Below are 15,603 nucleotides of genomic sequence, written 5' to 3'. Positions count from 1 at the left end.
GGCGAAGGATCAGAGCGTCGCGGCGAGCCGTACGCCCTGGTCGATTGCCCGCTTCGCGTCGAGCTCAGCCGCAACGTCGGCACCGCCGATCACGTGGACCTTCCGGCCTGCCGCGTCCAGCGCATTTGCCAGAGACCGTTCCGGCTCCTGACCAGCGCAGAGCACGATCGTGTCGGCCTCAATGACGCGCGGGTTCTCGCGCGCCGCGCCGGAAGAGACGAGAATGCCGCCGTCCTCGATCGCCTCGTAATTCACACCGCCCACCATCTCGACACCAAGCATCTTCAGCTCGGCGCGATGGATCCAGCCCGTCGTCTTGCCCAGCCGTTTGCCGAGCTTCTCCGCCTTGCGTTGCAGGAGCGTGATCTTGCGCGCGGAGGTCTCGGGCTGCGGTCCGTCGGCGGCCAGTCCACCGCGCTGTTCTTCCGGATCACCCACGCCCCAGATCTCACGCCAGGTCTCGAGGTTTTCGGTCGGGCTCTCGCCCTCGTGCGCGAGATACTGCGCAACATCGAAACCGATCCCGCCGGCGCCGACAATCGCCACGCGCGCGCCAACATCGGCACCGTCGCGCAGCACCTCGGCATAGCCGAGAACCTTGTCGTTCTCCTGTCCCGGAATTTGCGGGTCGCGCGGACGGACGCCTGTGGCAACGATCACCTCATCGAACCCCGTGAGCGCTTCGGGAGTGGCCGCCTCGCCGAGCCGCAGCGTGATCTCCGACCGCGACACCATCGTTTCGAACCAAGCAACAAGTCCGTGGAACTCCTCCTTGCCCGGCACTTGCCTGGCCAGGTTGAGCTGACCGCCGAGTGTATCCGCTTTGTCGAAGAGGGTCACCGCGTGGCCGCGCGCGGCCGCCGTCAATGCGGTCGCGAGCCCGGCGGGACCGGCGCCCACGACCGCGATCGACTTGGAAACATCGGTCGGCACAATCACCAACTTGGTCTCGTGACAGGCGCGCGGGTTGACCAGACAAGTGGTCAGCTTGCCGCTGAACGTGTGGTCGAGGCAGGCCTGATTGCAGCCAATGCAGGGCGCAATCTCGTCGCCCTTGCCCGCTGCGGCCTTCTTTACGAAATCCGAATCCGCCAGGAATGGCCGCGCCATGGAGACCATGTCCGCGCAGCCCTCGGACAGCACCTGCTCGGCCACTTCGGGCGTGTTGATCCGGTTGGACGTGATGATCGGGATCGACACCTCTCCCATCAGCTTCCGTGTCACCCAGGTGAAGGCGCGGCGCGGGACGGAGGTCGCAATTGTCGGAATCCGCGCCTCGTGCCAGCCGATTCCGGTATTGATGATCGTCGCGCCCGCCGCCTCGACGGCCTTGGCGAGCATCACGACTTCCTCCCAGGTCGACCCGTTCGGCACCAGGTCGATCATCGAAAGACGATAGATGATGATGAAATCCGGACCGACCGCCGCCCGGCAGCGCTTCACCACCTCGACCGGAAGCCGCATCCGGTTCTCATAGGAACCGCCCCAGCGGTCGGTGCGCTTGTTGGTATGGGCGACGAGGAACTGGTTGAGGAAGTAGCCCTCCGATCCCATCACTTCCACGCCGTCATAGCCGGCTTCCTTCGCCCGGGCGGCGGCCGTGGCAATGTCGGCGATCTGCTTCTCTATACCGTCTTCGTCCAACGCCTTGGGTGGAAAGGGAGAAATCGGTGACTTCACCGCCGAGGCCGACACGCATTCCGGACTGTAAGCATAGCGACCCGCATGTAGGATCTGCATCGCGATCTTGCCACCGTTTTCATGCACACGGTCAGTGACGATGCGGTGGTTGGCAATGTCCTTGTCGTTGAAGAGCCCTGCCGCGCCGGGAAACACCCCGCCCTCGCGGTTCGGCGCCATGCCGCCGGTGACGATCAGCCCGACATCTCCCGCAGCGCGTTCGGCATAGAAGGTCGCGACGCGGTTCCAGTCCTTCGTCTCTTCCAGCCCGGTATGCATCGACCCCATCAACACGCGGTTCTTCAGCGTGGTGAAGCCAAGGTCCAGCGGCGCCAGCATATGTGGATACCCGGTCATGAATCTCTCCCTGATTTGGATCGCAGGATAGACCGCGCCGGGGGGATGTCACGCGCAACGCCGCGTCAATAATTGACGTGAACGTAAAGCATCGCCCTACTGTGCGGTCTCCAGGCAGTGGCGCCGGAAGGCGCGCTTGAGGAGGTTCAGTTCAGTGCGCAGGAACTCGACCTCGGCCTGCAGATCCTCATCCAGCGCTGCCCCTGCCGCGATGGCAAAGCTCGCCAGCGTCCGCCCGCTCGACTTTTCCTTGACCAGGAAGGACTGAACACCGTCGCAAATGAACGCCATCGGAATCGGCACGCTCAGGGTCCAGACATTGGCCATTTCGGCATCGGCATGCAGCCGGACATTTTCCAGTGCCTCGCCCAGATGCAGCACCTCGATTTCGGGCAAACTGGCATTTCCCTGTGGCGCCACGAGCAGCCCTTGCCAGACTCCTTCGCGCAGCCGCGCATTGCTGATCGTGAGCTCGGCCATGCCGCGCCTCCTACATTTCCGCGCGCGGGCGGCGATACATCGTCATATCCCGGATCTCGACCTGGTTCATCTCCGGGCTTTCAAAGATCAGGTCCAGCCAGGCCTTCTCGACCATGCGTTCGTTCATTTCCGTATAGGCAAGATCGAATTCAAACGTAACCTCGCCAGATTCCGCCCGAATCTCCCGAACCTTCTGCTCCGTGTTCGGTCCGTGCCGGACATTGACCCGAGCAAAAAGCTCCAGCGGGCGCTCCAATCGAAGGAGCATCCGCAACCCGACCAGATGCCGACGCAACAGGCCATTCGTAGCTTCCTCCGGCAACGGGACGGCAAGGGAGAGGAAGGAACCGTCGAAACGGAACACATCCATCTGGAGGCCGAAAGGTGCGATATCGCTGGCAGTGCGGTTGCGGACTTGCCGCAAGGAGATCTCGTTTACCTTGCAATCATGGTACAGCGTGATCTCCGGAGAAACGGCCGTTCCGGAAGGGATACCCGAGAAACCCGGCGTCGGATTGGCCAGTCGGAAAGCGTCCGGGCGCCAGGACCAGTCTGCTTCAGCGGGCGTGGTGAGCGCCGGGCTGATACCGACCATCCGGCCATCCGCCGCGCGGCACAAGCGGTCGATTTCGCGCCGAAGCTCGCCTGCACGGGTTCGCGCCGCCTTCAACTCCGAAAAGTCCAGCGAACCGGCATGGTCGGCCAGCCTGGTCCAGTGCTCCAAGGATCGCTGATCCGCGGACCGCCCGATCAGTTTCTTGACTCCAAACGCCATTCACGCACACCCGAAACTATGTTGCCGACAATCTTTACGGCAAAACCTTTCACTCCTGCAAATGTTTGTCTGGGCTTCACTCGTCGAACAGCCGACCCTGCTCCAAGGGCGACGCGGAACGGATTCGCCGGACGAATTGCTCGACAGTGCGGAACCCTTCGTCGCGGTCGATCGGCTGACCCGGGAGATCGCGCAATGTCGTGGTCACCATGCGTCCGTTCAGCTCGAAGACCGCGCGCCAGCTTTGCGCGCGCTGCTTCGTGGTGTCGTCGGATTCGCTGGCATGGAGATAGAAGACGCCTTGGCGATTGTAACTGGCGCCCAGCGTCATCGCCAAAGGATCGCCGGAACGCGAGAGCGCGGCCCGTCCGGTATCGGATGCAAAAAAGCGGCTCAGTTCTGCCTCGCTGGGAAACTGCGTGCCGGAGCCGTCGACCGCGGCGGTCAACAGTCCGGGCGTCTCTGGACGAGCGGCCCGGGAGTCGCCGGTTATGGCACGGCAGGAACCGAGCAATACGAAGGCTGCTGTCTGCCCGGAAAGCGTCGCCAGCCGATCGATGCAATAGCCGCGAGGCGCGGAGACAACAACGGACTCTTCGAGGACAGGAAGCGAGGTCTCGGCCGCAAACGGATCGACCTCGGACCGGAAAGCGGCGGCCTGTGCGAGCGAGACGCCCAGAAGCAAGGCGGCGCCGAAGAGCGCCGCGAGCCAGATCTGCGGATCAGAGATCCAAGTAAACGTGCCGCTCATTCTTGCCACCCGGATAGGTCTCGGCCCCTTTTTCTCATACCACCACCCGCTGCGCGTATTTCCAAAGCGCGCTGGTGGCGTAGATCCTCTCGAGGGGGCCCGCCCAGTTCTTCTTGCGTTCGGCAAGGTCCTCATCGCTCAGCGCAACAGAGATCTCGCCCATGATTGAGGCGACAGTAATGACATCGGCATTTTCCAGCAACGAGATCGGCCTGCCATGAGCGGCTTCCGGCCCACGATAGCCAAGGCCGGTGAAGACCGGCTGATCCCGTTCCATCCGGGCCACCTTCGATTGTGCCGGGCGCCGTGCCCATGGTCTCGCAAAAGCTGGCCATGCAACCCTCGTGGTACAGGTCTGCCAAGCGCCCCGATCGATCCGCTGCGGGTCGCCGAAACGGGCGCTTTCGTTGTCGGCGTACTTGCTTCTTTCGGGCGCAAGCGGCATGTGAACAAGCGAAGCATACATAACGACGGGTCCAGCGATATGCCACATTACCGATCCAGAAGATCTACCCACGGGCGCAACATGGCCGGAGCGCGCGGCCTCTGGCGTGCAACAGGCATGCGCGAAGACGATTTCGGCAAGCCGATCATCGCCGTCGTCAACAGCTTCACGCAGTTCGTGCCCGGCCATGTGCACCTTAAAGATCTTGGCCAGATGGTCGCCCGCGAGATCGAGGCAGCGGGCGGTGTTGCGAAGGAATTCAATACCATCGCGGTCGATGACGGTATCGCGATGGGCCATGACGGCATGCTCTATTCGCTGCCCTCGCGTGAGCTGATCGCGGATTCGGTCGAATACATGGTCAACGCCCATTGCGCCGATGCGATGGTCTGCATCTCCAATTGCGACAAGATCACACCGGGCATGCTGATGGCGGCGATGCGGCTCAATATCCCGGCGATCTTCGTTTCCGGCGGCCCGATGGAGGCCGGCAAGATCGACATCGAAGATCTGGACATGACGAAGATCGACCTCGTGGACGCGATGGTCGCCGCCGCCGATGACAAGTTCACCGACGAGCAGGTCCAGCATATCGAGGAAAATGCCTGCCCGACCTGCGGCTCCTGTTCCGGCATGTTCACCGCCAACTCGATGAACTGCCTGGCCGAGGCGCTTGGCCTTGCGCTTCCGGGCAACGGCTCGACGCTGGCCACCCATGCCGACCGCAAGAACCTCTTCCTGCAGGCCGGCCGCACCATCGTCGATATCACGAAGCGCCATTACGAGGGCGAGGAAAAGGGCCTGCTGCCGCGCGAAATCGCGAGCTTCGACGCTTTCGAGAACGCCATGTCGCTCGATATCGCGATGGGTGGCTCGACCAATACGGTGCTGCACCTTCTGGCCATCGCCTATGAGGGCGGGGTGGACTTCACCATGGAAGACATGGACCGGCTGTCGCGCAAGGTGCCCTGCCTCTGCAAGGTCGCGCCCAATATCCACAATGTCCACATGGAGGATGTCCACCGCGCGGGCGGCATCTTCTCGATCCTTGGCGAGCTCTATCGCGGCGATCTGCTCCATGCCGATGTGCCCACGGTCCATTCCTCGACCATGGGCGAGGCCATCGCCAAATGGGACATCACGGTCGCCAACAACCCGGAGGCCGAGGAGCTGTTCCGCGCCGCGCCCGGTGGCGTGCGTACGACGGTTGCCTTCAGCCAGGCGAACCGGTTCAAGGATCTGGATACCGACCGCGAGGCGGGCGTGATCCGCTCGGTCGAACATGCCTTCAGCAAGGAGGGCGGGCTGGCGGTGCTCTATGGCAATATCGCCGAGAATGGCTGCATCGTGAAAACCGCCGGCGTGGACGCGAATATCTTGCAATTTTCCGGATCCGCGAAGGTCTTCGAAAGCCAGGAAGACGCCGTGAGCGGCATCCTCAACCGCAAGGTCGAGGCTGGCGAGGTGGTGATCATCCGCTATGAAGGCCCGCAAGGTGGCCCGGGCATGCAGGAGATGCTTTACCCGACCTCCTATCTGAAATCGAAGGGGCTGGGGAAGAAGTGCGCCCTGCTGACCGATGGCCGCTTCTCCGGCGGTACATCGGGGCTGTCCATCGGGCACGCTTCGCCCGAAGCCGCCGAGGGCGGGCTGATCGGGCTGGTCGAAACCGGCGATCTGATCGAGATCGATATCCCTGCGCGCAGCATCAACCTGGCCGTCTCCGAGGAGATCCTTGCCGAACGCCGCGCGGCCAAGGGCCCGCTGCCCTGGAAACCAGCCGAGCCGAGACCGCGCGCGGTCTCCACGGCGCTCAAGGCCTATGCGATGCTGGCCAGTTCCGCCGCCAAGGGGGGCGTGCGTATCCTTCCCGAGTAACTGGACCGGGCGGGCGCTTCATGCTGTCCGCCTTTTCGCTGCTCGACAGAAGGCCTGTTGCAACCATCCAGAAATGTCGCTGGATGTGCAAAGCAGAAACGGCAAGGGGCGGCCCGTTGGAGCCGCCCCTCTTTCGTTATCCGGTTTCGATCAGGCGAGATCGAAGCGATCCGCATTCATCACCTTGTTCCAGGCGGCGATGAAGCTTTCGACAAAGGCGCCTTCCGTCCCGTCCTGGGCATAGACCTCGGCCAGCGCCCGCAGCTGCGAGTTCGAACCGAAGACCAGATCGACGCGCGACGCCGTCCACTTGACCTGACCGCTTGCGCGGTCGTGGCCTTCGAAGAGCTTGGCGTCCGGGGTCGTCGGCTTCCAGGCGGTGTCCATGTCGAGCAGGTTGACGAAGAAGTCCGCGGTCAGTGCGCCGGGACGCTCCGTAAGGTAACCGGTCTGGGAACCGTCGGCATTGATGCCGATGGCGCGCAGGCCGCCAACCAGCGCCGTCATCTCGGGCGCCGAGAGGGTCAGCAACTGCGCCTTGTCGATCAGCAACTCCTCGGCCGGGAGGGTGAAATCGGCCTTGAGGTAATTGCGGAACCCGTCCGCTTGCGGCTCGAGCAGGCCGAAGCTCTCGACATCGGTCTGTGCCTCGCTGGCATCGGTCCGGCCCGGGGCGAAGGGCACGGTGATGTCATGCCCGGCCGCTTTTGCCGCCGCTTCGACACCGGCCGCGCCGCCAAGCACGATCAGGTCGGCCAGCGAGACCTTTTTGCCGCCGGTCTGGGCGGCGTTGAAGGCCTCCTGCACCGCTTCCAGTTTGGCAAGCACGGCGCTGAGCGTCTCGGGATTGTTGACCTCCCAATCCTTCTGCGGCGCAAGCCGGATACGTGCACCATTGGCGCCGCCGCGCTTGTCGGACCCGCGGAAGGTCGAGGCCGAGGCCCAGGCGGTGGAGACCAGATCCTGAACGCTCAGGCCGGCATCGAGGATGTCCGCCTTGAGTGCCGTGATATCGGCCTCGTCGATCAGGTCGTGATCGACCGCCGGCACCGGATCCTGCCAGATCAGCTCTTCCGATGGAACCTCCGCACCGAGATAGCGTGTACGCGGGCCCATGTCGCGATGGGTCAGCTTGAACCAGGCGCGGGCGAAGGCATCGGCGAACTCCTCAGGGTTCTCGTGGAACCGGCGGGAGATCGGGCCGTAGATCGGGTCCATCCGCATCGCCATGTCGGCGGTGGTCATGATCGTGGTCACTTTCTTCGACGGATCATGCGCCGCCGGAGCGAGATGCTCCTCGGACGGGTTGACGGGAACCCACTGCCAGGCGCCGGCCGGGCTCTTCACGAGATCCCAGTCATAACCGAACAGGACGTCGAAATAGCCATTGTCCCACTTGATCGGATTGGCCGTCCAGGACCCTTCGATGCCGCTGGAGATGGTGTCACCGCCGCTGCCCGTACCAAACGAGTTTTCCCAGCCGAGGCCCATCGCTTCGAGCGGGGCGGCTTCCGGGTCCGGTCCGACATTGGCGGCATCGCCCGCGCCGTGGCACTTGCCAAACGTGTGGCCGCCGGCGGTGAGCGCGACGGTCTCCTCGTCATCCATGCCCATCCGGGCGAAGGTCTCGCGGATATCCTTGCCCGACGCGATGGCGCTCGGCTGACCGTCCGGCCCTTCCGGATTCACATAGATCAGGCCCATCTGAACCGCGGCGAGGGGATTTTCCAGATCACGTTCGCCGGAATAACGGCTGTTTTCGGCGTCGCTCTCGGCCAGCCATTCGGTCTCGGCGCCCCAATAGACATCCTCTTCCGGCTCGTAGACATCCGCACGGCCGCCGCCGAAACCGAAAGTCTTGAAACCCATCGATTCCATCGCGACGTTGCCGGCCAGGATGTAGAGATCGGCCCAGCTCAGTGCGTTCCCATATTTCTGCTTGATCGGCCAGAGAAGGCGACGGGCCTTGTCGAGGCTGACATTGTCCGGCCAGGAGTTGAGCGGCGCAAACCGCTGCTGCCCGGTCCCGCCGCCACCGCGGCCATCGGCCGTCCGGTAAGTGCCGGCGCTGTGCCACGCCATGCGGACCATGAAGCCGCCATAGTGACCATAGTCAGCCGGCCACCAATCCTTCGATTCGGTCATCAGAGCCGTAAGGTCCGCCTTCACCGCCGCAAGGTCCAGCTTGGCGAACTCGGCGCGATAGTCGAACGTCTCGCCCAGCGGATTTGTCGCCGGCGCATTCTGGTGCAAAATCCGTAGGTTGAGTTGGTTCGGCCACCAGTCGCTATTCGAACGCATGCTCATATTGGTGGTGCCGTGCACGACCGGGCATTTGCCTGCGGGGGTGTTGTTTCCGTCCATGGGTCTCTCCCTGAGTGAAGTCATCGTCGCGTTTTCACACAGAAACTAGCAGGGAGTATAAATTAAGAGAAATTGCATATTTTCATCATTGTGATAGGTATTGATTATGAATAATCTTACCCTTCGTCAGCTTCGATACTTCGAAGCACTGGCCCGCCACGGCCATTTCGGACGTGCCGCCGAAGATTGCGCAATCTCGCAGCCCGCCCTCTCGGTCCAAATCCGCGAGATGGAGGAAACCCTTGGCATGCCGCTCTTCGACCGTACGACGCGCTCGGTCTGCCTGACCGGGTTCGGCGAAGAGGTGGCCGGACGGGTGCGGGGAATCCTGCGCTCCGTGGACGAGCTGGGTGAACTGGCGCGTGGTGCGGGAGACGACCTTGTCGGGCATTTCCGGCTTGGCGTGATCCCGACCGTCGCGCCTTATCTTTTGCCGGGCGTGATCGGGCGGCTGACGCAAAGGCAGGCCGGGCTGGACATCCGGGTGCGTGAAACGCTGACTCAAACCCTGATCTCGGAGCTGGCGGAAGGGCGGCTGGACGCGGCCATCGTCGCATTGCCGGTCTCAGAGGTCACGTTGACGGAATTTCCACTGTTCACCGAAGATTTTGTCCTCGTCCGCCCAGACGAGGATGGGGCCAAACCTGTGCCGGATGCTCAGGGGCTGAGTGAGATGAAGCTGCTTCTGCTTGAGGAAGGGCATTGCTTCCGCGACCAAGCCCTTGCTTTCTGCTCGACCGGCTCTTCCGCCCCACGGGAACTGCTCGATGCCAGCTCACTTTCGACACTCGTGCAGCTTGTTGGCGCGGGGATCGGTGTAACGTTGATACCGGAGATGGCGGTGGGCGTGGAGACCGGTGCCGCGCAGGTCTCGGTCAGCGCGTTTTCTTCGCCGCGCCCATCACGCGAGATCGGCATGATCTGGCGCAAATCGAGCCCGCTGGACGGACAGATGCGGCAGATCGCGGAGGAGGTTCGACTGGCGGCGGAGCAGTTGCGGCAGGGTGCGGGCGGACGGGCTTTCTGAAGTCGGGTGCGACTGTGCGGACAAAGCTGTCGTTCGCCTTGGTCGCAACCCAAGCCTTGCCCATCCATGCTCAGACCGAACGTCCACTATCGGCGAACCAGACCGACACCTCCCGCAGCACGCTTCTTCAGACGAAATCAACAAACCTGTTGAACGGCATCTCCCGCAAACGCGTGCCCGTCGCATCGAAGATCGCGGCCGCCAAGGCCGGCGCGGCGGGTGGCACCGGCGGCTCGCCGATGCCGCGCACTTTCGGCGCAGTCTCCAGCCCCTTCACGAAAATCTCCGGACATTGATGCATCCGCATCCCTTCATGATCGAAATAGTTCGCTTGCTCGACCATACCGTCCGAATAGGTAATTTCGCAATTCATCGCGTGCCCGAGACCCCAGACAACCGCGCCCTTCACATGGTTGTCGAAATTGACCGGATCGACGATCGTGCCGACATCGGCCGCAACAAATACCTTGTCGATCCGGATGCCATCCTCCGTCTCCGTGACCTCGACCACCTCCGCCACCGGCACACCAAAACTGTCGACGAATGCCAGACCGCGTCCGCGCCCCTCGCCGAGCGAGCTGCCCCAATCGGAGATCTCGCCCACCGCTTCGAGCACCTTGCGCGAGACATCATGGGTGCACAGCCGCAACCGTTCGGCCAGCGGATCTGCCCCGGCGGCGTGGATCAACTCGTCGAGGAAGGCCGAGGCGAAAAAGCCCTGCGTCGACGCCCCGACAGAGCGCCATGAGGAGGTCGGCGCCAGCTCCGGCACCCTGTAGGCGCGGACGCGGAAATTGGGCACAGCGAAGGGCTGGTTCCAGGCGCCGGCGGCGATCTGGCCGTCCGGGCCAAAGACGGGCTGGCCCATTCGAGCGGTCTGGGACGCGCTGGACGAAACCGTTGCCACCTGCAGGTCATAGCTCTCGACACGCCCGTCCTTCACAGTACCCACCCCGCGCGCCATGCCGATCTGGCGTGGGAAGTCGTGAGCAAAATCCTCTTCTCGCGAATAGGTCAGCTTGACCGGCGTACCCGGCATCTGAATGGCAATCTCGACGGCCTGCCGGACATTCTCGAATTCCAGACGGTGACCAAAGCTGCCGCCAGCATATTGCTGGTGAAAGTGGACCTGTCCGATGTCGATCCCGGCAACCCTGGCCGCGATCTGTTGCAGGAAACGCGGCATCTGATGCGCGGCCCAAAGGTCCAGCCGACCAGCCTCGAACAGCGCCAACGCATTGAGCGGCTCCAGCGGAGCATGGGCGACATAGGGCGCGCGATACTCGGATTCGACTGCCTGGCCCTCCGAAACGGCTGCATCGACATCGCCATCATGCCGCCATTCCTTGTCGAGGCGCTCTTCCGTGAAGGAGGCCGCAACTTCCGCCCAATGCCCCTCCATCTCGGCCGGATACGGCGCAGGCCCCCAGTCGAAATCAATCGCCTCGGCGGCATGGAAGGCGCGCCAGGTATTGTCGGCAATCACAGCTGCGCCGCCCGTCACCTCGACCACCCGTGACACGCCCCGCATCTCCAGCGCCGCGCTGGCATCATAGCCGTTCAACGCGCCGCCCTGTCGCGGGTTCACCTTGACGGCGGCATGAACCATGCCCTCTACCTCGAGATCGATCCCGTAAGCTTGCGTCCCGGTCGACTTGGCGAGAATGTCGAGCCGCTGGACCTCCTTGCCGATCAACCGCCATTCCGATGGCTCCCGCAGACGCACTTTGCGCACAGGCGCGAGTCCAGCGGTGTCCGCAGCCAGCTCCTGATAGGTGAATGCAGTGCCATCGGGCAGGATGACCTTACCGGCCTCCGTCCTGAGCGCGGTGGTGTTGATCCCGGACCGCTCGCTCGCAGCCCGTTTCAAAGTCTCGCGCGCCACCGCGCCAGCGGTGCGCAGTTTCTCGAAACTGTCCGGCACCGAACTGGAACCGCCCGTTCCCTGAAGCCCGATGAACTTGCCCAGAACGCCAAGACCGCCCCGGACGGCGCGCGCCTGAACGGACGTATCATGCGCATTGAAGGGTGCCAGTTCAGTGGCCATCGCGGTGTTGTAATAGGCCGGGCTCGGGACGCCCGGCGAGGTCTCGAACTGGCCGAACTCAAGGTCGAGTTCCTCGGCGAGCAGCATCGCCTGCATCGAGACTGCGCCCTGGCCGAGATCGCTATGCGGCGTGATCAATGTGATCTTCTCCGCATCGATCAGCACCCAGGGGGTCAGCGCGGCCTCACCCTCGGCGAGATCGTCGAGCAGCGGGTTCGCGGCCGGCTTGCGGTACAGGTAGGTACCGAAGGCGACGCCGCCTGCTATGGCGACGGAGCCGACGAGAAAGGCACGGCGGGTGATGGTTCCAATCCTGCTCATCTCACACCTCCTGCAGTTTGTCCGCGGCCGTCTTTACGGCCTCCCGGATGCGCGGATAGGTGCCACACCGGCAGAGATTGCCGGACATCGCTTCGTCGATCTCCGCATCGCTCGGAGTCGGCGTTTCGGACAAAAACGCGGCCGCCTGCAGGATCTGCCCGGACTGGCAATAGCCACATTGTGCGACCTGATGATCGATCCAGGCCGCCTGAACAGGATGCAGGGCGTCGGGCGATCCCAGACCCTCGATGGTCGTGATCTCGGCGGTCCCGACATCGCTTGCGAAGGTCTGACAGGACCGGACGGCTTCTCCATCGACATGCACGGTGCAGGCGCCACAGGCTGCAACGCCGCAACCGAATTTAACGCTCTTGATCTTCAACTCGTCGCGCAAGATCCAGAGGAGCGGCATGTCCTCCTCGACATCCACTTCGTGGACCTGTCCGTTCACAGTGAGCTTCACGTGTCTCTCCCCATCGAGCCGGCGACGCGTCCGGTCGAGCCGGCCCGCATCTTGCTTGAGGGCGAACTTGACACATGATCAAACTTTGTCCAAATGAAAAATATGTGAGAGCAATCTGCGGGAGCTGCGCCGGTTCCTCTCCGTCGACTAGCGGAGTGTGATCTCCGCCGTCACGGGGCGCGGCAACGGACGAGGCGATTGCATGATGGCCAGCATCTTGCTCCTGTCAGGCTCCGGTTTGGTGATCAGGAAGACGACGCTGTCTTCGACCGGCTCTGGCAGATCCCGAAGATTGACCCGGCCTGGACCTTCCACGGCTTCCAGATCCTTGAGATTGACGACCGGAACCTCGGCGGCGACAGGCAGGTCGGAAAGCTGGACAACATTCACGCCGTAAAGATCAGGGTCTCGTACATGCACACGCTGCTCGAGGAACTCGGCATCCCCGGTCAGCCGTGCGAAGGCTTCCTGAAAAGGGGCGATGGAAGATACGAGGCGGTAGTTGATCTTGGCGCGATTGGACGGGCCGCCCAAAAGGTAGATCCCGGCACAAATCATGATCGGCAGCGCGAGGTAGCGCAGAAGCACCCAGATACCCGTTGTCCAGAAACTTGAATGATCACTCTTCGACATACAACAACCCACAGGTACCAGAACCGTTTCCAGCCCGGAATGACGCTCAAAAAAGGCAAAACCGATCCCAGAATTCAGGCAAAATCATGATAAATCGTTAAGTCCGGCAGTCCCGTGCGCCTCTGGCGGCACGACGCCAGACGTGCCCCTCAGCTCCGTTTGCGCCGACCGGAACGGGCCCCGCCATAGGTCCCGTACTCGTAATTGTAGCCGTAATGGCGCAGGGATTTCGGGTTCACATGCGTCAGGATAAGGCCGGTCACATTGGCCCCGACCGAGGTCACTGCAGAGATCGCCATCTGCACGGAGTTCAGGGGGGTACTGTCCCATTTGACCGAAAGCAGAACCGCATCGGACTTCGCGGCGATGCTGCGTGCGTCGGGGAAGAGCAGGACCGGCGGCGTGTCGATGATGATCCGGTCATACCGGTTGCGCAGATCCTGGATGAAATCGCTGAACGTGTTCGAGGCGAAGACATCCGCGGCACTGACCGAAACGCTGTCACCCGGCAGGATATCGAAACCGACACGTTTGTCGGAGACGATCGCCTCTTCCAGTGTCGACTTTCCGGACAGGACGGAAACGAAGCCCGGTTGGTCCGTCAGATCGAAATACTGGTCCATGACGCGCCGCCGGATATCGCCCTCCACCAGCAAGACGCGCCGGTCCAGGGCGGCATAGTGATAGGCCAGTGAGATCGAGTTGGTCGTCTTTCCTTCACCCGGCCCACTGGAAGTCATCAGGATGACCTGGGGGGGCTTGTCGAGGTTCGAAAGCTCGATGGATGTTCGCAAATCGCGGATCGCTTCCGCCGAGGGAGAGGTCGGCCGGTCGAGAATGTAGGGGACCAATTTCGCGCGCCGCCGGATCGGAATGAGCGGAACCTGCCCCATAACCGAATACCCTGTCGCACTTTCGAGATCCCGCGCTGTCCGGACGCCGGAGCGGGTCTGTTCCCGTATCAGAACGATGGCGCACCCAAGGACAATGCCGAGAAACAGCGCGACCGCGATCAAACGAACCTTGTTCGGCGAAAACGGCCCGGAGGGCACGACCGCTTGGGAAATGACCCGCGCATCGGCCTTCTGAATCCCATACTGGGTCGAGATCTCCCGCAGGCGAACCAGGAAGCTTTCATAGATCAGCCGGTTGGCCTCGACCTCGCGTTCCAGCTGCTGCAGCGTGACAAGGTCCTCCGATTGTCGCGCAACGGACTCGGCCAGTTCGCCCTCCGATGCCTCAAGTGCCTGCGCCTGCTCTTCGAGCCGCTGTGCGTTTATAAGGGAGCGGGTGCGGACCTGTTCAAGCCGACGGTCGAACGCTGGCTGGTCAATGCCCCCGGACTGGCCCTCTTCGGCCAACCCGTCGAGAAAGCTGTCAGCCGCCGCCAGCAGGATCTGCGCCTGATCCCCGGAGGCAATCGCCGTTTCAAGCGCCTCGTGCCTGATCTTCTCGTTGTCGGCGCTGCGCCGCGTCTCGTCGGCCCGGTCGCGCATATCCTTGAGCTGGCGGTTCATCGCACTCAGCACTTCGACACTGACGAGGTCGATCGATGCATTGTAGCTCTTCGCAGCGGCTTCCGAAGCCTCCAGCTCCAACTGAAGCTCGCTGGCCCGTTCCGACAGCCAGACGACAGCCTGATCGGTGGCCTCGAGTTTGCGCTGCAGCTGGTCGTCGACATAGATATCGGCCAGCGTATCGGCCAACAGCGCCGCCTTGACCGGCGAAACCGAGACCGCGCGAATGACGAAGACGGTGCTGTAGTCGATATTCTCGATACTGATGGCGTTCAGCACGGCCGACACGGCGGCTTCGCGCTGCTTGGTCTCGCGGGAAATCTGCTCGATATCGGGAACGACATGCGGTTCTCCACCGCGCAGGATCAGCGAGACCCGCTGGCGCATTGAGCCAAGGAAGGACTTCTTGCGTTGAGGCGCATCACCTTCCGCTTCCGGAAAGCCGAACTCGGGATCGTTCATCAGATCGAGCCGTTCGACAAGCCGGTGACCGAATTCCCGGGACCGAAGGATCTCCGTCTCGGTCTGCATCGCCTCCTGATAGAGCGGCAGCCCAGACACCACGGAATCGATCGGGCTGACCTGTTCTTCGCGTCCCTCCAGAGCCAGCACCGATCTGGCATCGTAAAGAGGCTCAATCCGGTTGACGACGAAATAGGCTGTCAGGATCGCGGCAACGATCGAACAGATGGCGATGATCCACTTTCCGCGCCATAGAACCCCGACCAGATAACTCAGGTCGATATCCCTCACACTCATGTCCTCGCCGAAATTGGCCTTGCCACTCTCCAGAGCCTGCCTGTCGCCCAAACTCTTGTTCACCGGAAATGCCCTCGATTCAGCCGTTCAAACGCAGAAAACGTTC

The 15,603-nt window shown here is 62.7% G+C and carries 12 protein-coding genes; 2 read left to right on the top strand and 10 right to left on the bottom strand.

Features of this window, described 5'->3' with window-relative positions; all coding sequences use genetic code 11:
- Nucleotides 1-9: 9 nt before the first annotated feature.
- The 5 genes from R3X27_RS01445 to R3X27_RS01425 all read right to left on the bottom strand — a co-directional run bounded on the left by R3X27_RS01445 (nucleotide 10) and on the right by R3X27_RS01425 (nucleotide 4,320).
- Nucleotides 10-2,037 carry an NADPH-dependent 2,4-dienoyl-CoA reductase gene (locus R3X27_RS01445; RefSeq protein ID WP_317707031.1) on the bottom strand — a complete coding sequence of 676 codons (2,028 nt, stop codon included), beginning with the start codon at nucleotides 2,035-2,037 and terminating at the stop codon, nucleotides 10-12.
- 96 nt (nucleotides 2,038-2,133) lie between these two features.
- Nucleotides 2,134-2,517 (bottom strand): hypothetical protein, encoded by a 384-nt coding sequence (locus tag R3X27_RS01440; protein ID WP_317707030.1) that lies wholly within the window; start codon nucleotides 2,515-2,517, stop codon nucleotides 2,134-2,136.
- 10 nt (nucleotides 2,518-2,527) lie between these two features.
- Complete coding sequence (locus tag R3X27_RS01435) at nucleotides 2,528-3,292, bottom strand: DUF6478 family protein (RefSeq protein WP_317707029.1); 765 nt, start codon at nucleotides 3,290-3,292, stop codon at nucleotides 2,528-2,530.
- Nucleotides 3,293-3,368: 76 nt separating this feature from the next.
- Nucleotides 3,369-4,043 carry a hypothetical protein gene (locus R3X27_RS01430; RefSeq protein WP_317707028.1) on the bottom strand — a complete coding sequence of 225 codons (675 nt, stop codon included), beginning with the start codon at nucleotides 4,041-4,043 and terminating at the stop codon, nucleotides 3,369-3,371.
- Nucleotides 4,044-4,077: 34 nt separating this feature from the next.
- Entirely contained in the window at nucleotides 4,078-4,320 is a 243-nt protein-coding gene (locus tag R3X27_RS01425; protein ID WP_317707027.1) for a dihydroxy-acid dehydratase, read from the bottom strand.
- 207 nt (nucleotides 4,321-4,527) lie between these two features.
- Here R3X27_RS01425 and ilvD point away from each other — a divergent pair, with 207 nt between their 5' ends.
- Nucleotides 4,528-6,366: a dihydroxy-acid dehydratase gene (ilvD, locus tag R3X27_RS01420; protein ID WP_317707026.1), complete on the top strand. Its 1,839-nt coding sequence runs from the start codon at nucleotides 4,528-4,530 to the stop codon at nucleotides 6,364-6,366.
- Nucleotides 6,367-6,516: 150 nt separating this feature from the next.
- Here ilvD and katG read toward each other — a convergent pair whose 3' ends face one another.
- Nucleotides 6,517-8,730 (bottom strand): catalase/peroxidase HPI, encoded by a 2,214-nt coding sequence (gene katG, locus R3X27_RS01415; protein WP_317707025.1) that lies wholly within the window; start codon nucleotides 8,728-8,730, stop codon nucleotides 6,517-6,519.
- A 106-nt stretch (nucleotides 8,731-8,836) separates the two neighbouring features.
- On the opposite strand from katG, the gene R3X27_RS01410 reads away from it, so the two are divergent.
- Nucleotides 8,837-9,757 carry a hydrogen peroxide-inducible genes activator gene (locus R3X27_RS01410; RefSeq protein ID WP_317707024.1) on the top strand — a complete coding sequence of 307 codons (921 nt, stop codon included), beginning with the start codon at nucleotides 8,837-8,839 and terminating at the stop codon, nucleotides 9,755-9,757.
- 127 nt (nucleotides 9,758-9,884) lie between these two features.
- Here R3X27_RS01410 and R3X27_RS01405 read toward each other — a convergent pair whose 3' ends face one another.
- The 4 genes from R3X27_RS01405 to R3X27_RS01390 all read right to left on the bottom strand — a co-directional run bounded on the left by R3X27_RS01405 (nucleotide 9,885) and on the right by R3X27_RS01390 (nucleotide 15,560).
- Entirely contained in the window at nucleotides 9,885-12,125 is a 2,241-nt protein-coding gene (locus R3X27_RS01405) for a xanthine dehydrogenase family protein molybdopterin-binding subunit (protein WP_317707023.1), read from the bottom strand.
- A 1-nt stretch (nucleotide 12,126) separates the two neighbouring features.
- The gene (locus R3X27_RS01400) at nucleotides 12,127-12,588 is read right to left on the bottom strand and encodes a (2Fe-2S)-binding protein (protein ID WP_317707022.1); all 462 of its coding nucleotides are present in this window, start codon (nucleotides 12,586-12,588) and stop codon (nucleotides 12,127-12,129) included.
- Nucleotides 12,589-12,735: 147 nt separating this feature from the next.
- Nucleotides 12,736-13,221 (bottom strand): hypothetical protein, encoded by a 486-nt coding sequence (locus R3X27_RS01395; RefSeq protein WP_317707021.1) that lies wholly within the window; start codon nucleotides 13,219-13,221, stop codon nucleotides 12,736-12,738.
- A 149-nt stretch (nucleotides 13,222-13,370) separates the two neighbouring features.
- Nucleotides 13,371-15,560: a polysaccharide biosynthesis tyrosine autokinase gene (locus tag R3X27_RS01390; RefSeq protein WP_317707020.1), complete on the bottom strand. Its 2,190-nt coding sequence runs from the start codon at nucleotides 15,558-15,560 to the stop codon at nucleotides 13,371-13,373.
- Between the last annotated feature and the right edge of the window lie 43 nt (nucleotides 15,561-15,603).

The organism is Tropicimonas sp. TH_r6, assembly GCF_033101155.1.
Lineage (GTDB): Bacteria > Pseudomonadota > Alphaproteobacteria > Rhodobacterales > Rhodobacteraceae > Tropicimonas.
This window is presented reverse-complemented; position numbering and strand designations above follow the sequence as displayed.